16 protein-coding genes are annotated in these 17,877 nt (G+C 70.7%); 11 read left to right on the forward strand and 5 right to left on the reverse strand.

Features of this window, described 5'->3' with window-relative positions; all coding sequences use genetic code 11:
* Position 1: 1 nt before the first annotated feature.
* Both DJ017_RS16065 and DJ017_RS16070 read left to right on the forward strand, forming a co-directional pair.
* Positions 2 to 3,238: an efflux RND transporter permease subunit gene (locus DJ017_RS16065; RefSeq protein WP_111529662.1), complete on the forward strand. Its 3,237-nt coding sequence runs from the start codon at positions 2 to 4 to the stop codon at positions 3,236 to 3,238.
* Positions 3,239 to 3,285: 47 nt separating this feature from the next.
* Positions 3,286 to 3,627: an ArsR/SmtB family transcription factor gene (locus DJ017_RS16070; RefSeq protein WP_111529663.1), complete on the forward strand. Its 342-nt coding sequence runs from the start codon at positions 3,286 to 3,288 to the stop codon at positions 3,625 to 3,627.
* 10 nt (positions 3,628 to 3,637) lie between these two features.
* Here DJ017_RS16070 and ppsA read toward each other — a convergent pair whose 3' ends face one another.
* The 4 genes from ppsA to DJ017_RS16090 form a co-directional block, all read right to left on the reverse strand.
* A complete protein-coding gene (ppsA, locus tag DJ017_RS16075; protein WP_111529664.1) occupies positions 3,638 to 6,040 on the reverse strand; it encodes a phosphoenolpyruvate synthase in 2,403 nt (800 codons plus the stop codon).
* A gap of 67 nt (positions 6,041 to 6,107) precedes the next feature.
* On the reverse strand, positions 6,108 to 7,307 hold the full coding sequence (locus DJ017_RS16080) for an efflux RND transporter periplasmic adaptor subunit (RefSeq protein WP_111529665.1): 1,200 nt from the start codon (positions 7,305 to 7,307) through the stop codon (positions 6,108 to 6,110).
* Positions 7,308 to 7,310: 3 nt separating this feature from the next.
* Positions 7,311 to 9,680, reverse strand: a complete 2,370-nt coding sequence (locus tag DJ017_RS16085) for an ABC transporter permease (protein ID WP_111529666.1) — start codon at positions 9,678 to 9,680, stop codon at positions 7,311 to 7,313.
* Positions 9,677 to 10,354, reverse strand: coding sequence for an ABC transporter ATP-binding protein (locus DJ017_RS16090; protein ID WP_227000172.1), 678 nt, complete (start codon positions 10,352 to 10,354; stop codon positions 9,677 to 9,679). The genes DJ017_RS16085 and DJ017_RS16090 overlap by 4 nt, the downstream gene beginning before the upstream one ends.
* A gap of 248 nt (positions 10,355 to 10,602) precedes the next feature.
* Here DJ017_RS16090 and DJ017_RS16095 point away from each other — a divergent pair, with 248 nt between their 5' ends.
* The 5 genes from DJ017_RS16095 to DJ017_RS16115 all read left to right on the forward strand — a co-directional run bounded on the left by DJ017_RS16095 (position 10,603) and on the right by DJ017_RS16115 (position 14,785).
* Positions 10,603 to 11,370: an SDR family NAD(P)-dependent oxidoreductase gene (locus DJ017_RS16095; protein ID WP_111529668.1), complete on the forward strand. Its 768-nt coding sequence runs from the start codon at positions 10,603 to 10,605 to the stop codon at positions 11,368 to 11,370.
* A 147-nt stretch (positions 11,371 to 11,517) separates the two neighbouring features.
* Positions 11,518 to 12,567 carry a hypothetical protein gene (locus DJ017_RS16100; protein ID WP_111529669.1) on the forward strand — a complete coding sequence of 350 codons (1,050 nt, stop codon included), beginning with the start codon at positions 11,518 to 11,520 and terminating at the stop codon, positions 12,565 to 12,567.
* Between the two features lie 108 nt (positions 12,568 to 12,675).
* On the forward strand, positions 12,676 to 13,890 hold the full coding sequence (locus DJ017_RS16105; protein WP_111529670.1) for a hypothetical protein: 1,215 nt from the start codon (positions 12,676 to 12,678) through the stop codon (positions 13,888 to 13,890).
* A 5-nt stretch (positions 13,891 to 13,895) separates the two neighbouring features.
* On the forward strand, positions 13,896 to 14,360 hold the full coding sequence (locus tag DJ017_RS16110; RefSeq protein WP_111529671.1) for a TadE/TadG family type IV pilus assembly protein: 465 nt from the start codon (positions 13,896 to 13,898) through the stop codon (positions 14,358 to 14,360).
* On the forward strand, positions 14,357 to 14,785 hold the full coding sequence (locus DJ017_RS16115; RefSeq protein ID WP_165830654.1) for a TadE/TadG family type IV pilus assembly protein: 429 nt from the start codon (positions 14,357 to 14,359) through the stop codon (positions 14,783 to 14,785). Before DJ017_RS16110 ends, DJ017_RS16115 begins: the two co-directional genes overlap by 4 nt.
* Positions 14,786 to 14,927: 142 nt before the next feature.
* Here the strand turns inward: DJ017_RS16115 and DJ017_RS16120 are convergent, their stop codons facing one another.
* Positions 14,928 to 15,674 carry a tetratricopeptide repeat protein gene (locus DJ017_RS16120; RefSeq protein ID WP_165830655.1) on the reverse strand — a complete coding sequence of 249 codons (747 nt, stop codon included), beginning with the start codon at positions 15,672 to 15,674 and terminating at the stop codon, positions 14,928 to 14,930.
* A 229-nt stretch (positions 15,675 to 15,903) separates the two neighbouring features.
* On the opposite strand from DJ017_RS16120, the gene DJ017_RS16125 reads away from it, so the two are divergent.
* From DJ017_RS16125 to cpaB, 4 genes are all read left to right on the forward strand, one after another.
* Entirely contained in the window at positions 15,904 to 16,098 is a 195-nt protein-coding gene (locus DJ017_RS16125) for a Flp family type IVb pilin (RefSeq protein ID WP_111529674.1), read from the forward strand.
* Between the two features lie 91 nt (positions 16,099 to 16,189).
* Positions 16,190 to 16,387, forward strand: coding sequence for a Flp family type IVb pilin (locus tag DJ017_RS16130; RefSeq protein ID WP_111529675.1), 198 nt, complete (start codon positions 16,190 to 16,192; stop codon positions 16,385 to 16,387).
* Between the two features lie 69 nt (positions 16,388 to 16,456).
* Entirely contained in the window at positions 16,457 to 16,987 is a 531-nt protein-coding gene (locus tag DJ017_RS16135) for an A24 family peptidase (protein ID WP_111529676.1), read from the forward strand.
* Positions 16,984 to 17,877 (forward strand): Flp pilus assembly protein CpaB, encoded by an 894-nt coding sequence (gene cpaB / locus DJ017_RS16140; RefSeq protein ID WP_111529677.1) that lies wholly within the window; start codon positions 16,984 to 16,986, stop codon positions 17,875 to 17,877. Before DJ017_RS16135 ends, cpaB begins: the two co-directional genes overlap by 4 nt.

Raw genomic sequence — 17,877 nt, forward strand, 5'->3', positions numbered from 1 at the left:
CATGAATCTGGGTCTCTCAGGCCGGCTCGCCAAAGCGACCATCGCCTCGCCCCTGACGCCGCTGTTCCTGCTGGCGGCGATCCTCGTCGGCCTGCTGGCCACGGTGACCATCGCGCGCGAGGAGGAGCCGCAGATCAGCGTGCCCATGGTCGACATCATGGTCAGCGCGCCGGGCCTGAAGGCCCAGGACGGCGCCGAGCTGGTGGCCAAGCCCCTGGAGACCATCGTCAAGAGCATCGACGGGGTCGACCACGTCTACACCCAGGCGAGCGACGACCAGGTGATGGTCACCGCCCGCTTCAAGGTCGGCCAGGACGCCGATTCCGCGGCGATCCGGGTGAACGAGAAGATCCAGAACAACATAGACCGCATCCCTGTTGGCATCCCACCGGCCCAGGTCGTGGTGCGCGGCATCAACGACGTGCCGGTGGTCGTCCTGACCCTTTCGCCCAAGCCCGGCGCGGCCGGACACTGGAGCGACCAGGCGCTCTATGACATCGCCAGCAAGCTGCGCACCGAAGTGGCCAAGGTCGACGAGGTGGGCCTGACCTTCATCGTCGGCGGCCGTCCGGACGAGATCCGCGTCGAGCCCGATCCTGCCCGCCTGTCGCTGCGCGGCGTGCCGCTGTCGGCGGTGATCGAGGCCGTACGCCAGGCCGACCGCAGCTTCCCCGCCGGCACGCTGCGCGACGCCGGCCAGGCGGTCGACGTCGCCGCCGGGCGCTCCATGACCTCGCCCGCCGATGTGGGCCTGATCACGGTCACCTCGGTGAACGGCGAGCCGGTCTATCTGCGCGACGTCGCCAACATCGTCCAGGCGCCGCGCCAGGACCAGGCGCAGGTCTGGCGCTACGCCCGCGAAGGCGAAGGCGCCAACGCCGCCTGGAGCCAGACGCCGGCCGTCAGCCTGGCGATCGCCAAGCGCGCCGGGGCCAATGCCGTGGTGGTCTCCAAGTCGATCCTGCAGCGCGTCGAGCAGCTGAAGGGCTCGCTGATCCCCGACAGCCTGGAGGTCAACATCACCCGCAACTACGGCGAGACGGCCAACGAGAAGGCCAACGAGCTGCTGATGCACCTGGGGCTCGCCACGGTCTCCATCGTCATTCTGATCGGCTTCGCCATCGGCTGGCGCGAGGCGGCGGTGACGGCCGTGGTGATCCCGACCACCATCCTGCTGACCCTCTTCGCCTCGAAGATGCTTGGCTACACGATCAACCGCGTCAGCCTGTTCGCCCTGATCTTCTCGATCGGCATCCTCGTGGACGACGCCATCGTGATGATCGAGAACATCTCGCGCCACTGGGCCATGGCCGACGGCCGCTCACGGCGCGAGGCGGCGATCGACGCCGTGGCCGAGGTGGGCAACCCGACCGTCGTAGCCACCCTGACCGTGGTCGCGGCCCTGCTGCCGATGCTGTTCGTCTCGGGCCTGATGGGCCCCTACATGGCGCCGATCCCGGTCAACGCCTCGGCGGCGATGGTCTTCTCCTTCTTCGTGGCGGTGGTGATCGCGCCCTGGCTGATGGTGCGCTTCGCCCGCCAGACGCTGGGCGGCCACGAACATGGCGAGGGTCCCCTGGGACGCCTCTACCGGCGCATCGCCGGCCGGGTGATCGCCACCCGCCGCTCGGCCTGGATCTTCCTGCTCAGCGTCGGGGCGGCGACCCTCATCGCCTGCGCCATGTTCGCCACCAAGACGGTGACGGTGAAGCTGCTGCCGTTCGACAACAAGTCGGAGCTGCAGGTGGTCGCCGACCTGCCCGAAGGGACGAGCCTGGAGACCACCCAGCGGACCCTCGCGGCCGCGGCCGAGGTCGCCAAGACCCTGCCCGAGGTGGTCTCGCTGGAGAGCTATGCCGGCACCGCCTCGCCCTTCAACTTCAACGGCCTGGTGCGCCACTACTTCCTGCGCTCGAAGCCCGAGATGGGCGACCTGGCGGTGAGCCTGAAGCCTAAGGGCGAGCGCAAGCGCGCCAGCCATGCGGTGGCCCTCGACCTGCGCCAGCGCCTCGCCAAGCTGCCCCTGCCGCCCGGCGCCTCCCTGAAGGTGGTCGAGGCGCCGCCGGGACCGCCGGTGCTCGCGACCATGATCGCCGAGGTCTACGGCCCGACGCCGGAAGTGCGCCGCACCGTGGCCGCCGAGGTGGAAAAGCTGTTCCACAAGGTGCCGTACATCGTCGACGTGGACGACAGCTACGGCCAGCCGCGGCCCAAGCTGCGGCTCACCCCGGACCGCGACCGGCTGGAATACTTCGGCCTGAAGGAAGGCGACGTGTTCGACTCGATCGGCGCGGTGATGGGCGGCCAGACCGTCGGCTACGCCCAGCGTGGCGGCGGCCGCACGCCGCTGGAGATCTCGGTGCGCCTGCCGCAGTCCGACCGCAGCTGGACCGAGCGGCTCGCCGCGACCCCGGTGGCTGTGACAGCCAAGGACGGCAGCCAGCGGCTGGTGGAGCTGGGCGAGGTGGTCAGCGCGACCCGCGAGGCCGGCTCCTATCCGATCTACCGCCGCGACGGCCGCGACGCCGAGATGGTCACCGGCGAACTCGCCGGCCAGTACGAGGCGCCGATCTACGGCATGCTGGCGGTCGACAAGGCGATCAAGGACAAGACCTGGGTCGAGGCTCCCAAGCCCGACATCCGCCTGCACGGCCAGCCGGCCGATGAGGCCAAGCCCACCGTCCTGTGGGACGGCGAGTGGGAGATCACCTGGGTGACCTTCCGCGACATGGGCGCGGCCTTCGGGGTGGCGATCCTCGGGATCTATGTGCTGGTGGTGGCGCAGTTCAAAAGCTTCCGCCTGCCGCTGGTCATCCTGACCCCCATCCCGCTGACGCTGGTGGGCATCGTCCTCGGCCACATCCTCTTCCACGCGCCGTTCACCGCGACCTCGATGATCGGCTTCATCGCGCTGGCGGGGATCATCGTGCGCAACTCGATCCTGCTGGTGGACTTCATCCGCCACAGCCAGGGCGAGGGCAAAGCCCTGCGCGACGTGCTGCTGGAGGCCGGGGCGATCCGCTTCAAGCCGATCCTGCTGACCGCCCTGGCGGCGATGATCGGGGCGGCGGTGATCCTGTTCGACCCGATCTTCCAGGGGCTGGCGATCTCCCTGCTGTTCGGCCTCGCCTCCTCCACCCTGCTGACCGTGCTGGTGATCCCGGCGATCTATGTGGTCCTGCGCGACGACGGCCGGCCGGCCGGCGGCCAGGCCCCGGCGCTGCGGGACGCGGCCTGACGATGGCGGGACCTGACCGCGAGGGCCAAGGCGCCTATGTTGCGCCCATGGCCACCCTTCCGACCGACACCGGCGCCACCCTGCCCGATCCGGCGCAACTCGAGCAGCTCAACGACCGCGCCGCCCAGGCTTCGCGGATGCTGAAGCTGCTGGCCAGCGAGCAGCGTCTGCGGATCCTCTGCCGGCTCGGCGAGGGCGAGGCCTCGGTCAACGAGCTGGCGCACTATGCGGGGCTGGCGCAGGCGGCGACCTCTCAGCACCTCGCCAAGCTGCGCGCCGAGCACATCGTCGAGGTCCGCCGGGAGGGACAGACGATCTACTATTCGCTGAAGGATCCCGCCGCGGTGCGGATGATCGACACCCTCTGCGAGATCTACGGCCCGGCGTGAGCCCCGCTCCCTAGGCGGCCTGCGCCTTGGCCTCGGCCTCCCGCACCACCGCCAGGGTCTTCGGCAGGCTCTGCGGGTTCACGCTCATCGACTCGATGCCGATCTGGGTGAGGAAGGCGGCGATCTCGGGATAGGTGGCCGGCGCCTCGCCGCAGATGCCCACGTGGCGGCCGTTGCGCTTGGCCCCGGCGACCGCCAGGCGGAGCATCTCCAGCACCCCGGGGTCGCGTTCGTCGAAATCGAAGGCGACGACTTCGGAGTCGCGATCGACGCCGAGCGTCAGCTGGGTCAGGTCGTTGGAGCCGATGGAGAAGCCGTCGAACAGCTTGGCGAAGGCGTCGATCTGGATGACATTGTTGGGGATCTCGCACATCACATAGACCTCGAGCCCGGCCTCGCCGCGGACCAGGCCGTTCGCCGCCATGGCGGCGAGCACCCGCTCCGCCTCGTCCACCCGGCGGCAGAAGGGCACCATGACCTTCAGGTTGGTGAGGCCGAGATCGGCGCGCACCCGGCGCAGCGCCTCGCACTCGAGCGCGAAGCCGTCAGCGTACATCGGATGGGCGTAGCGGGCCGCGCCGCGGAAGCCCAGCATGGGGTTCTCCTCGTGCGGCTCGAAGCCCGCGCCCCCGAGCAGGCGGGCGTACTCGTTGGTCTTGAAGTCCGACAGGCGCACGATCACCGGCCGCGGATAGAAGGCGGCGGCGATCACCCCGGCGCCCTGGGTCAGCTGGTCGATGAAATATTCCCGCGGCGTGTCGTACCCCGCCGCGAGCTTGGCGATGGTGGTGCGGTCGCGCGGCGAGATCACCTGGTCGGGATGGGCCGCGGCCATGGGGTGCATGGCGATCTGCTCGCCGATGATGAACTCGAGGCGCGCCAGACCGACCCCGGCGCTCGGCAGCAGGGCCGAGCGGAAGGCGAGGTCCGGATGGGCGAGGTTGAGCATCACGTGGGTCTGCGGCTGGACGAGGTCCCTGGCCGAGAGCCGCTCGACCTCGAACGGCACGTCGCCGCGATAGACATGGCCCTGATCGCCCTCGGCGCAGGAGACGGTGACGCGGCCGCCGCGGGCCAGCTTCTCGGTGGCGTCCCCCGTCCCTACCACCGCAGGAACGCCGAGTTCGCGCGCGACGATGGCCGCGTGGCAGGTGCGCCCGCCGCGGTCGGTGACGATGCCGGCGGCGCGCTTCATCACCGGCTCCCAGTCGGGGCTGGTGGATGAGGCGACCAGCACCTCGCCGGTCTGGAAGGCTTCGAGGTCCCTGGCGTTGCGGATGACCCGCACGGCGCCGGCCGCGACCCTCTCGCCCACCGCCTTGCCGGCGACCAGCACCTCGCCCTTGCCGGTCAGACGATAGGTCTCGATCTCCGCCCCGCGCTGGGAGGCGACGGTCTCGGGCCGCGCCTGGACGATGAACAGCTGGCCGCTGACGTCGTCCTTGGCCCACTCGATGTCCATCGGCATCGGGTGGCCGCCGCGCTTGGAGTAGTGGTCCTCGATCCGGATCGCGACGTCGGCGAGCTTGAGCACCTCCTCGTCGGCCAGGCAGAACTCGGCCTGCTCGGCCTTGGCGATCTTCACCGTCTGGATGGCGGCGCCACGGCGCTCCTCGCGCCAGGCGAGCTTGGTCTCCTTAGAGCCGAGGCTGCGCTTGAGGACCTTGCGATAGCCCTGCCGGAAGGTCGGTTTGTGGACGTAGAACTCGTCCGGATCGACCTTGCCCTGGACGATGCTCTCGCCCAGGCCATAGGCGCCGGTGACGAAGACCACGTCGCGGAAGCCGCTCTCGGTGTCGAGGGTGAAGATGACGCCGCTCGCCGCGTCGTCCGAGCGGACCATCTGCATGACGGCCACGGAGAGGTAGACCTTGAAGTGATCGAAGCCGTTGTTGGCCCGGTAGACGATCGCCCGGTCGGTGAAGATCGAGGCGAAGCAGCGCCGGCAGGCCTCGATCAGGCCCGCGTCGTCGCGGATGTGCAGATAGCTCTCGTGCTGGCCGGCGAAGCTGGCGGTCGGCAGGTCCTCCGCCGTCGCCGACGAGCGCACGGCGACGCTGAGCGCACCGCCGCAGATCCGCTTCAGCTCGTGGAAGGCCGCGAGGATCTCCCGGCGCAGCGCCTCGCCGCCCGTGGCCCGGTAGACGATGTCGCGCGCCTTGGCGGCCCGGACGGACAGCTCCTCCACGTCGTCGACGTCGAGGTCGTCCAGGAGGCGGTGCAGCGGCTCCCAGGCGTTCGCCTGGGTGAGCGCCTCGCGATAGGCGTTGGCGGTGATCGCAAATCCGCGCGGCACCCCGACCTCGGCGCCCTCGAGCAGCCGGTAGAGCTCTCCCAGGGAGGCCGTCTTGCCGCCCACCAGCGGTACGTCGCTCAGCCCCAGCGTCTCGAAGGGTCGGATGTCGTCAGCCATGTCGCCGCCTGCCCGTGGGAATCCGGCCGAGCCTAGGCAAGCTGGGCGGCGCGATCCTTGAGCGACGTCAATTCCCGCGTTCGCGCACCCGACCGCCGTCGCGGACCTTGTCGGAGGGGAAGACGATGACCGCCTGGCCGGGCGAGAGGCCCTTGCGGATCTCGGCCTCGCGGTCGGTCAGGGCGCCGACCTCGACCGGCGTCAGCCGCGCCCGGCCGTCGACGAACCGGTAGACCGCCCAGCCGCCGTCCTGGCGGACAAGGGCCCCGAGCGGCGCCTTCAGGGCGTCGGCCTCGCGCCGCAGGATGACCCGGCCCCAGACGCGGTAGCCCGGCCCCAGCTTGCGCCAGGTCTTCGCATCGCCGGTGAACTGCAACATCACCAGCACCCGTTGTTCCTCGACCCCGAGGGCCGAGGTCTTGGTGAACGCCTGCGGCTCGACGCGCCGGACGAGGGCCGGCAGCACGCCCGGCCCGCCCCAGTCGTAGATCTCGGCCGGCATGCCCTCGCGGATCCGCACGGCGTCCTGGCTGAGGAATTCGATGGCCGTCTCGAGGCCGCGCTGGTCGCTGACCTCCACGAGGGGCGCGCCCATCTGCACCGTCCGCTCGCTCTCCTGCAGCACCCGGGTGACGTAGCCGGAGGCCGGTGAGGTGACCGTCACCACCTGGGCGCCGGCGGCTTCCGGGCCCAGCAGGGCGGCCTGGGCGACGGCGAGTTCCGAGCGCCGCACGTTGAGGGTGGCGGTGGCCGCGCGCACGGCGGCCCGGTCGGCGCGCGCCGTGGATTCGGCCACGTCCAGCGCCTGGCGGGAGGCGAAGCCCTTATCCGCCAGGATGCGCACGCGGACGAGGTCGTTTTCGGTCTTGCGCGCCTGGGCGGCGAGCTGGTCGTGCTGGGCCTGGGCCGCGCCGACGGCCGCGCGCGCGGCGGCGACGCCCGCCTGGGCCTGCGCCCGCGCCCGCGGGTCGAGGAGGTCGGGGGACGCGGGCCGGATGCGGGCGACCGCCGTCGCGCCGGCCTCCACGCGGTCCCCGACCTTCAGGGGCACGCGCTCGAGGCGGCCGGACACCGGCGCGGAGACCACATAGGCCTCGCGCACCCGGGCATAGCCCTGGTCGGCGACGGTCTCGGCGATCGGGCCGCGAGCGACCTTGGTCACCACGACCTCGGCCGGCCGGGGCGCCAGGGTGAGGCCGAGCAGGCTTGCGACGATCGCGACCACGACCCCGCCCAGCACCCATCGCGTCCATCTGGTCTTGGCCACGCCCTACTCCCGCGTCTTGAGAACGGCCACGAGATCGAGGCCCCAGATCCGTCGTGTGACCAGCACGCCGCCGAGGAGGACGGCGGCGAAATAGGTCGAGAAGGCGACACCATAGCTCTGCAGGGTGATCACCGCCGGCAGCCGCACCTCGTCGCGCGAATAGGCCGCGCCGAGGCCGTGCGCCAGCGCCTGGCCGCCGAGCACGCCGAGCGGCGCGGCGAGGATCGCCAGGATCGCCAGCTCGCCCGCCAGGATGTAGGCGCACTCGCCGTGCCCGAATCCAAGGACGTGCAGGGTGGCGAGGTCGCGCGCCCGCTCGGAGAAGGAGATGCGCAGGGTGTTGTAGGCGACCCCGAACGCGATCGCCCCGGCGAAGCCCACGTAGAAGGAGATGGTCACCCGGAACGCCTCGGCCATGGCCAGGCGCCAGGCCGCCACCGTCTCGTCCCGCGACGAGGCGCCGACGATCTGCGGGATCGCCTCGATGGCGCGATAGAAGGCGGGCCGCTGGTCGGCGGCCACCAGCAGCTGGGCGCCGTTGGCCACGTCTCCCTCGCCCATCAGACGGTTGAGGGCGCGGCGCTCCATGTAGGTGGCGAAGCCGGAATAGTCGCGGGTCAGGCCGGTGACGGTGACCAGGCTCTTGGGCCCGCGGCCGTCGATCACCTCGACCCAGATCCTGTCGCCCTGCCTGGCGCCGAGACGGCTCGCCAGGGCTTCGCTGAGGATGATGCCGTCGCCCTTGAACGGGACCGGCCGGTCCGCCCCGTCCAGCGGATGCTGGAAGCGCGGATCGGCTGGCAGCCCGATGATCCGCGTGAGCTCTTCGCGCCCGCCGCCCTTCAGGCGCGCGGCGACGACGCGGGTGGGATCGGCGGCGAGGACGCCGGGCAGGCGCGCCACCTCGGCGACGCCGGCGATGGCCTTAGCCTCCTCGAAGCCCACCTGCTCGCTCCAGCTCTGGGTGCGGTAGTAGGCCTGCTCGACCACCTTATCGAGGCTGTCGAACATGAACTGCGTGCCGACCAGCAGGCTGAGGCTGGCGGCCAGCCCCACGGTCGAGAGCGCCGCCCGGCCGGGAAAGCGCTCCAGGTGGCGGACGATCATCCGGGTCGCCTGGTCGACGTGGCCGCCCTTGGTGAGGCGGTCGAGCAGGCCCTCGCGATAGACCGCCGGCCGCGGCGGCTGCATGGCGACGGCAGGGGAGAGCCCCGCCGCCCTGCGGACCGCCAGCAGGGAGCCGATCAGCGCGGCCGCGATGGCGACCGCCGCGGCGCCGGCGAACGCCTCCCAATGGAAGGTCACGTTGAGCACGGGAAACCGGAAGTAGCGCCGGTACTGCTCGACGATCGAGGCGCCCAGGGCCGCGCCGGCGAGGCCGCCGGCGAGGGCGCCGACGAGCCCGATCGCCATGGCCAGCTTGACGTAGGGCGCAGCGGCCTCCGCGTCGCCGTAGCCGAAGGCCTTCAGCAATCCAATCTGCTCGCGCTCCGCTTCGACGAGGCGCGTCACGACCAGATGCACCAGGCTGGCGGCGATGATCAGGAAGATGGGCGGCAGAACCGACGCCGAGGTCGACAGCTCCTTCAGCTCCGCCTCGAGGAAATTGTTGGAGGGCTGGTCGGCGCGGGCGTAGGCGGCGCGGCCGCCGTAGGGCGCCAGGATGCGGTCCAGATCGCGCAGGACCGCGCCGGTGGAGGCGCCCGGCGCGACCGTCGCGGCCACGGTGTTGAACGCGCCCGTCATACCGCCGGCCCGCTCGACCGCCGCCCGGGGCGCCCAGAAGACCCCCTGGTGGGCGTCGTCGGGCATGAAGGACTCCGGCGCCGGGACGTAGACGTACTCCGGCGACAGGGCGGCCCCGACGACGGTGAAGGCGTAGGCGCGCCCGCCGATCACCGCGTTCAGCCGGTCGCCGAGCTTAAGGTGCGCCGCCTCGAGGAAGGTCTTCAGCGCCACCACCTCGTCGGTGCGGCCGGGATCGGGCAAGCGCCCCTCGGTCAGCCGGAGCCGGTTGAGCGCGTGTTCCTCGGCCGTCGGCAGGGAAATCAGCCGGGCGGTGGCCGGACGGGTCAGTCCCGGCACATGCATCAGGCCGGCCGCCGAGATCCGCACGTCCACGGCCGTGACGCCGTCGATCTGCGCCAGCTCGCGGGCCAGCGAGAGCGGCGCGCGCTTGGCCTGGGCGAAGACATCGGCGAAGCGGGTCTCCGCGTAGTAGCGGGCCTGCGCCTGGGCGAGGGCCCGCTGGGCCGAGAAGCTCATCACCGCCACCGAGACGCCGCAGGCGATCAGCAGGGCGATCGCCAGGGCCTGCAGCTTCATCCGCCAAAGGTCGCGCAGCACCTTGCGGTCCAGGGGCGAGGGCCTCACCAGCTCATCTCCCGCGGCGCGACCTTGCGCGCGTTGACCACGGTCTCGGCGATCTGGCCGTCGCGGAACTTCACCACGCGGTCGGCCATGGCCGCGATCGAGGTGTTGTGGGAGACGATCATCGTCGTCGCCCCGACCGCGGCGGTGACCTCGGCGATCGCCTCCAGCACCTGCACGCCGCTCTCGCTGTCGAGGGAGCCGGTGGGCTCGTCGCAGAACAGCAGCTGCGGCCGCTTCGCGATCGCCCGCGCAACCGCCACCCGCTGCTGCTGGCCGCCGGAAAGCTGGGCCGGGAAATGGTCCATCCGATCGTCCAGGCCGACGCGCGCCAGGGCCTCTTCCGGCGACATGGGGTCGGCGGCGATCTCGGTGATCAGGGCGACGTTCTCGCGCGCGGTGAGGCTGGGCACGAGGTTGAAGAACTGGAAGATGAAGCCGACCGAGGCGCGGCGGTAGCGGGTGAGCTCGACGTCGGTGGCGGCGGTCAACTCGAAGCCGTGGAAGCGGGCCGAGCCGGAGGTCGCGCGGTCGAGGCCGCCGAGGATGTTGAGCAAGGTGGACTTGCCCGAGCCCGAGGGCCCGATCAGCACCAGTGTCTCGCCCTGAGCGATGTGGAAATCGACGCCGCGCAGGGCGTGCACCTCCCCCGCCTCGGTCCGATAGACCTTGGCCAAGCCATGGATGTCGAAGGCGGGAGCCGCCTCCGCGGATGAGAGATGAGCGGGCATGGACCGGAAGCCCGGAGCTCCTCTTCGGCGCGTCGTGGCGGAAGATGCCGCGCGGGCCGGCGACAATCCTTGATTCCGGTCAACCGCAGCGCGATCCCCGGTTTGGGGAATTTGACGGAGCGCAAGGCCGGCGCCGCGCCCGGACCTAGGTTCGCCGTCCAACCAGGCATCAGCGCGAGCATCAGGGAAGCTTCATGGACCGTCTGAAGGGCAAGGTCGCCATCATCACCGGGGCCGCGCTCGGCCTCGGCCGCGCCACGGCCATCCGCATGGCCGAGCAGGGCGCGGCCGTCGCCCTGTTCGACGTCCAGGACGCGCCGGGCGGCGCGCTCGCCCGCGAGCTGCACGACCGCGGCTTCAGCGCCCATTACTGGCGCTGCGAAGTGAGCCACGAGAAGGAGGTCGCCCGCTGCATCAGCGAGGCGGCGGCCCACTTCGGCCGGCTGGACATCCTGGTCAACAACGCCGGCGTCGCCGGCATCAACAAGCCCACCCACGAGCTCACCGAGGCCGAGTGGGACTTCGTGCAGGCGATCAACGTCAAGGGCGTGTTCTTCTGCACCAAGCACGCCATCCCGCACCTGAAGCGCGCCGGCGGCGGGTCGATCATCAACCTGAGTTCGATCTACGGCCTCATCGGCGCCGGCGACGTGCCGCCCTACCACGCCTCGAAAGGCGCGGTGCGGCTGATGAGCAAGAACGACGCCCTGATCTATGCGCACGACAAGATCCGCGTGAACTCGGTCCACCCGGGCTTCATCTGGACGCCGATGGTGGAGCACCACCTGGAGGGCCTCGGGGACCTCGAGGAAGGCAAGAAGGCCACCGGCGCCTTGCACCCCCTCGGGCACATGGGCGAGCCCGACGACATCGCCTGGGGCTGCGTCTACCTGGCGTCGGACGAGGCCAAATTCGTCACCGGCTCCGAGCTGGTCATCGACGGAGGCTACACCGCCCGCTGATCGCGCCAGCACCTCTTTACGAAGGGCCCGGGCCAGCCGCCCGGGCCCTTTTTCTTTTCAGATCAGTCCGTTGATCCGGATCAAGGGCGCAGGAAGGGCAAGCCAATAGGTTGAAATTCAGCTTCCACACCCGGTCTGAGCGTACCAATGCTTCGAACCTGGATGACGGCGGGCGTCCTCGCCCTCGTCGCGACCCTGCCGCTGGAGCCTGAGCCGATCGCCCTCACCGGAGCGGCCGACGCCGCCCCGCGGGCCACCGTCGCCAGCGCCTGGACCGGCGAGGCCGCGTGCCTGGCCCCGGACCGGCTGAACGCCCGCTCGGTGGAGGCCCGGCTGGCGCGGCTCGGCGCCGGCGAGCCCAGGGTCGACCGGACCGTGGCCGGCTTTGAACTCAAGGACGAAACCCGGCCTTTGGCCGAGGCCCTCAGCCGGCTCGTTCCGACGGACGCCGGCGCGTCGCCCGACCCCGCCTGCCACACGGCCGCCTGCGCCGCCGCGGCGGTGTTCGGCGCCGACATCGGCCCGAAGCTGCTCTACCTGCTGGCGCGCTACGGCTACAACGGCTCGCCGCTCGTCACCGGCGGCAAGGCCTGGGAGCCCAGCGAACTGGACGAAGCCCTGGCCGCGTTCGGCGACCTGCCGCCCAATCTGGCGCCCTTCGATGACAGGGTTCGGACCCTGGCGCACGACCACGACGCGGCGCTGATGGAGCGCAGCGACCGCGATCCGATGGACGACCAGCCGATGGCGGCCAGCGGCGGCCAGATCGACGGCATCCTCATCGGCCACGCCTGGCACGCGGCGACGCCGGCGGAGCGCCGCGCCTCGATCCTTCACGAGCTCGCCCACCAGTTCATCGAAAGCCAGGGGGCGTCCTTCGGCTGGCCGGACGCCTGGCGGCGCGCCATGGACGCCGACGCCCGCTTCGCATTCGCGACGGGGCAGTCCACGAGCGTCGTCTCGCTCTACGCCCAGCGCAGCCAGGACGAGGACTTCGCCGAGAGCGCCACGGCGTACCGCTACATGCCGCACCTGCTCGGTATGCGGGCCCCGAACCGCTACGCCCTGCTCAGGGAATGGATGTTCGACGGGCTCGAGTACGCGGCCCCCGACCAGTGTCGTCCCGAGCTCGCCAGCTCCGAGCGCGAGCACCTCGCGGCGGGCGAAGGCCTGGGGAGAGGGCAGCTGAGCCATTGACCCACATCAACGCCGAACAGCGATACCGCGGCTAAGCCCAAGCCATGTCCCCCAACTCTCTCCGCACCGGCCATGACGCGCGAAAACCCCAATAAATTGAATGCGCAAATGCACAACCGCGGCGTGCTGCAGAACCAGCGCGGCGCGATCGCCGTGCAGGCTGCAGTGATCCTCGTGGTGCTGCTGGCGCTGGTGTCGCTGGGGGTCGAGATCACCCTCGTGTTGGTCAAGCACCGCCAGATCCAGCAGACCGCCGACGCCGCCGCCATGGCGGGCGTCGCGGCCCTCAACATGAACGCCAGCGCCGATACCGAGGCCCGCGCCGTCGCGGCCGCCCACGGTTACATAAATGGCCAGAACGGCACGGTCGTGACGGTCAACAACCCGCCCTCGAAAGGGCCCAACGTCGGCAACGGCAACTACGTCGAGGTGATCATCAGCCAGCCGCAGGAGGTCACGCTCGCCAAGCTGCTGCGGCCCGGCGACTACGACGTCGGCGGTCGCGCGGTGGCGGTCCGCAACCCCGGGCAGAACGGCGCCTACTGCCTCCTGGCGCTCGATCCCACGGCCGGGGACTCCATCTACATCAAGCAGAACGTGATCCTGGCCAACCCGGACTGCGGCCTCGCCTCGAACTCCGGCAGCGCCAGCGCCATCCACCTCTACAACAACTCAAGCGTCAGCGGCCCGATCTGGAGCCACGGCGGCCTGGTCCTGGAGAACGGCGCGACCGCCTCCAGCACCGACAAGACCACCTATGGCGCGACGATGATCGACCCCTACGCGAGCGTCAGCTTCCCGGCCGCGCCGAGCTGCCAGGCCGCGGTGACCGGCAGCGGATCGCTGACCCCCGGCTGCTACAACGGCCTGACGCTGAACAACGGCGACACCCGCACCCTGTCGCCCGGGACCTACTACATCCGCAACACCCTGAGCTTCGGGAACAACTCGGTCCTCAACGCCACCGGCGGCGTGACGATCGTGATGGACAACAACTACCAGATCCAGATCGGCAGCAAGGCCAAGCTGAACATCACCGCGCCGACCAGCGGCGCCTTCTCGGGCATCGCCCTGATGAGCTGGGCGAGCAACACGCTCAACACCCAGATCTTCTGGAACAACGCGACCATCAACATCGTGGGCGCGATCTACATGCCGAGCCAGAAGGTGCTCTTCTCCAACAACGTCGACACCAGCGCCAGCCGCTGCACCCAGGTGGTCGGCCGGTACCTGGAGTTCGATAACAACGTGACCTTCAACTACAACTGCACGGGCACCGGCATCCGTCCGATCGGCCCGTACGGCGCGAAGCTGGCGGAGTAGGCGAGATGCGTCCCCTCCCCCGCCTCACCTTGCTCGCGCGCCTGCGGCGCGACCGCCGCGGGACCGCAGCCATCGAGTTCGCGGTCCTCGCACCCCTGCTCGTCCTCCTCTTGGTGGCGACCGTCGAGCTCGGTTTCATGATGCGCGCCAAGATCCTCGCCGAAGAGGCCGCCTCCGCCGGCGCGCTCTACGCCAGCCAGCACAGCTTCAACGCCACGGCGATCGCCAACGCGGTGACCTCGGCCAGCAGCGAAGCCGCCATCTCGGCGACCCCGGCGCCCGCCGATTGGTGGGGCTGCCCCAGCACCACCGCCATCACCGCCGTCGCGGCGGGCTCGCTGTGCGGCGACGGCAAGGCCGCGCGCCACTATGTGACGGTCAGCGCCGCGGCGCCGCGCACCTCGATCCTGGGCTCGTCCTTCGACCTGCCCGCCAACGCCACCGCCAGCTCCGTCGTGAGGCTCCCGTGACCGCCCTTCCCTCCGCCCGGCGCGACCGGCGCCCGCGGCTGCACGCCCGCCTGACCCGGCGGCTCGGACAGCGCGGCGCGGTGGCCGTGGAATACGCCATCCTGCTGCCGGTCTTCCTGCTGTTCGTGCTGGGCGCCATGGACATGGGCCGGCTGCTCTGGACCCAGGTGTCGCTCGACCGCTTCGTCCAGCAGGCGGCGCGCTGCGCTGTGGTGACGCCGGGGACCTGCGGCTCGTCAGCCCAGATCGAGACCTTCGCGACGACGACCAACTACGGCCTGCCGTTCACCGGCGCGGCCTTCGCCCTCACCAGCCCGACCTGCGGCAGGCAGGTGAGCGTGACCCTGCCCTACAAGTTCTCCGCGCCCCTGATCTCTCCGGACATCAGCCTGTCCGCCAGCGCCTGCTACCCCGTCATCCCCTAGTCCTCGCGGCAGTGGCGGATCGTCAGCGGGCGGCCCTCCGCCCGTTGTGGTTTGAGCGACACGCGCCCTGCAGTCCTGGCCAAAGAAGAAGGGCGGCGCAGAGGCTGCGCCGCCCTTTCCGTGGTCTCGCGACGGGGAACCCTCAGCGCGGCTGGGCGCGGGCGTAGTCGAAGAACTTCGCGTTGGCCTGGGCCTGGGATTCGTCGAGGTCGACCCGGCTCATGGCCAGGGCGTCGGCCTTGTCGCCCTTCAGCCCATAGACGAAGGCGAGGTTCTGACGGTCCTGGGCGCTGGCGCCGGCCGAGCGGGCGATGGGCTCGAGGATCTCGAGGGCCTGGTCATACTGACCGCTGAGCGCCAGGGAGAGCGCCAGGTCGGTGCGCGCGGCGACGCTGCGCGGCTCGCGCGACAGGGCCTTGCGATAACTGGCCTGGGCGTCGGCATGGCGGCCGAGTCGGTCGAGCACCACGCCGCGACCGACGAGGACCCGGACATTGGTCGGAGCGAGCTGGACGGCGCGATCCATGTGGGCCAGCGCGCGGTCGGCGCGGTTCAGCTTGAGCTGGGCGCGGGCCAGTCCGAGCTCGGCGTCGCCGCCGCTCGGCGAGGCCGGGTCGACAGCCGTGTAGAGGCCGATCGCGTCATCGATCATGTCCGTGTCGAGCAGAGCATCCGCCAGCTCGACCTGAACCGCCGCGTCGTTCGGGCGTCGCGCCAGGAGGGTGCGGTAGACCGGCACGGCGGAGCGGGCGTCGCCAGCGGCGCGGAAGCTGCGCGCAATGCGCAGGGCCGCCGCGCCGTCGGGAGCGGCCTGCTCGGCCTTCGGCGCGGCCTGAGCCGGGACGGCGAGGCCGGCGATGGCGCCCGCGAGGCCGACGGAGATGGCCAAGCCGGCGTTCTTCAAGCGCAGGCGTCGTCTGGCGTCGCGCGTTCCAGTTGCATGCAACTCTAGCATCAGCACCCCGAGTGCTTGGGATTCATAAGGTGTCGCGCACGCAGCGCGTGTCATCCTTCTCCTCCAATAAAAACCGTTGCTCGTTGACGTGGGTCAAAGTGGTCAAGCTTTGCGGCCGGTAATCAAAAGATCGTCGGTTCAACTCAACACAGAGACCCTCCTTATGAACAAGATCGTCAACACCGCCCTGATCAAGGCCGGCAACTTCCTGCACGCCAAGAACGAGAAGGGCGTCACCGCCATCGAGTACGGCATGCTCGCGGCCCTCATCGTGCTGGCCATCATCGGCGTGATCGCCACGCTGGGCGGCAACCTGAGCGGCGTGTTCAACAAGGTGGCCACGAACGTCCACGGCTAAGCCGGGCGCTCAAGCTCCGCGCGTCGCGCCGCCAGATCTTGGCCGGGCACGACGCGCGGCGGCCTAAATCATCGAGAGAAAAGCCAAAATAATGCGCAAGATCGCCACCACCGCTCTGGTGAAGACCGCCGCCTTCCTCAACGCGAAGAACGAGAAGGGCGTCACCGCCATCGAGTACGGCATGCTGGCCGCTCTCATCGTGCTCGCCATCATCGGCGTCGTCGCGACGGTCGGGACCAACCTCTCGGGCGCCTTCAGCGCCGTCGGCAACCAGGTGAAGGCGCCGTAACGCGCCGCACCGAGGCCAGGTCGAGACCCAGCTCCAACGGGCCGGCCTGGCGATCTGGAGTTTCGCCGGATGACCGAATTCGGCTCCCCGGCAGCAGTCCTGTTCGAAGGCGCAGGCCTCCTGGGCCTGGTCGCAGCGACCTTCACCGATCTGAAGTCGCGCCTGATCCCCAACCCCCTGGTGTTGGGCGTGCTGGCGGCTGGCTTCGCGGCGCGGATCGTCACCGATGGGGCGCTGTCCTGGATCAGCCTCGGGGTCGCCCTCGCGATCTTCGTGCCGCTCGCCCTGATGGCGCAGCGGGACGTGATCGGAGGCGGTGACGCCAAGATGATCGCCGCCGCCACCTTCCTCGTCGAGCCTGCTCACGTCCTGCAGCTGCTCGCCGCCATCATCCTCTCCGGAGGCGTCCTGGCCGCGGGCTTCTGGCTGGCGCGCAAGGCCCGGCTCGCCTCTACGGGCCGCAAGCCCGCCCCCGCCGGATCCGGACTCGCTCCGGAGCCTGCCTCCACCGGCTCAACCCCGAGCGCCGACCACGAGCAGCTTCCCTATGCGGTCGCGATCCTCGCTGGCGTCGCCATAACCCTGACACGGCTGGCATGACCCCCTTCGTTAGAAACATCCTCCTGGCCGTCGGCGCCCTCGCCCTCCTCACCGGAGTGGCCATCGGCGTCGTCTGGCTCCGCAGCGGCGGCCCGCAATCGGGCTCCGTCCAGGCCGAGAAGGCCGGTCCCGCCGTCCTGGTGGCCGCCAAGGCCATCGAACCCGGCACGCTCCTGCGCCCGGAAGACCTGACCTGGCGCGAGATCGGCGAGGCCAAGGCGCCGGCCGGCGCTTTCGTGCGCGGCCAGACCTCCGAGACCGAAATCGCCGGCTCCGTCTCCCGCCGCGCGTTCGCCGCGGGAGAGGTGATCGCCCAGGCGGGCATCCTGCGGCCGACCGAGCGCGGCTTCCTGGCCGCCACCCTGCGTCCAGGCTACCGCGCCGCGACCATCTCGGTCGACGCGCCGCAGACCTCCTCGGGCCTGGTGCTGCCGGGCGACCGGGTCGACGTGATCCTGGTCCAGCAGCTCGACGGCAAGGACGCCGGCCGCAAGTCGGTGGGCGAGACGGTCCTGCAGGACGCCCGCGTGGTCGCCGTCGGCCACGCCATGCAGCCGGCCAACGAGCAGGGCCCCAACGGCGCTCAGCAGACCGCCGACACCGCCCCGCGCACTCTCACCCTGGAAGCCCTGCCGACCGACGCCGAGCGCCTGTTCGTCGCGAGCCAGCTCGGCAAGCTCGAAGTGGCGCTGCGCCCCGTGGCCGAGCCGAAGATCGAGGTGGCCGACCGCCGCCCCGTCTGGGCCGGCGACGTCTCCGCAGCCCTCGGCCGCGGCGCGGCTCCCGCTCCCTCGGCCGCCGCCGTCACCCCCAAGCGCGCCCCGCAGGCCCGCCGCGCGGACGCCTATCCGCCGGTCCAGATCCTGCGCGGCTCCAAGTCCACCCAATAG

Source organism: Phenylobacterium soli, from assembly GCF_003254475.1.
Classification (GTDB): domain Bacteria; phylum Pseudomonadota; class Alphaproteobacteria; order Caulobacterales; family Caulobacteraceae; genus Phenylobacterium; species Phenylobacterium soli.

Excerpts from the sequence above, each read along its gene's own strand:
- DJ017_RS16065 (WP_111529662.1), top strand. The coding sequence starts at position 2 with ATGAATCTGGGTCTCTCAGGCCGGCTCGCCAAAGCGACCATCGCCTCG.
- DJ017_RS16070 (WP_111529663.1), top strand. The coding sequence starts at position 3,286 with ATGGCCACCCTTCCGACCGACACCGGCGCCACCCTGCCCGATCCGGCG.
- ppsA (WP_111529664.1), bottom strand. The coding sequence starts at position 6,040 with ATGGCTGACGACATCCGACCCTTCGAGACGCTGGGGCTGAGCGACGTA.
- DJ017_RS16095 (WP_111529668.1), top strand. The coding sequence starts at position 10,603 with ATGGACCGTCTGAAGGGCAAGGTCGCCATCATCACCGGGGCCGCGCTC.
- DJ017_RS16100 (WP_111529669.1), top strand. The coding sequence starts at position 11,518 with ATGCTTCGAACCTGGATGACGGCGGGCGTCCTCGCCCTCGTCGCGACC.
- DJ017_RS16105 (WP_111529670.1), top strand. The coding sequence starts at position 12,676 with ATGCACAACCGCGGCGTGCTGCAGAACCAGCGCGGCGCGATCGCCGTG.
- DJ017_RS16110 (WP_111529671.1), top strand. The coding sequence starts at position 13,896 with ATGCGTCCCCTCCCCCGCCTCACCTTGCTCGCGCGCCTGCGGCGCGAC.
- DJ017_RS16125 (WP_111529674.1), top strand. The coding sequence starts at position 15,904 with ATGAACAAGATCGTCAACACCGCCCTGATCAAGGCCGGCAACTTCCTG.
- DJ017_RS16130 (WP_111529675.1), top strand. The coding sequence starts at position 16,190 with ATGCGCAAGATCGCCACCACCGCTCTGGTGAAGACCGCCGCCTTCCTC.
- DJ017_RS16135 (WP_111529676.1), top strand. The coding sequence starts at position 16,457 with ATGACCGAATTCGGCTCCCCGGCAGCAGTCCTGTTCGAAGGCGCAGGC.
- cpaB (WP_111529677.1), top strand. The coding sequence starts at position 16,984 with ATGACCCCCTTCGTTAGAAACATCCTCCTGGCCGTCGGCGCCCTCGCC.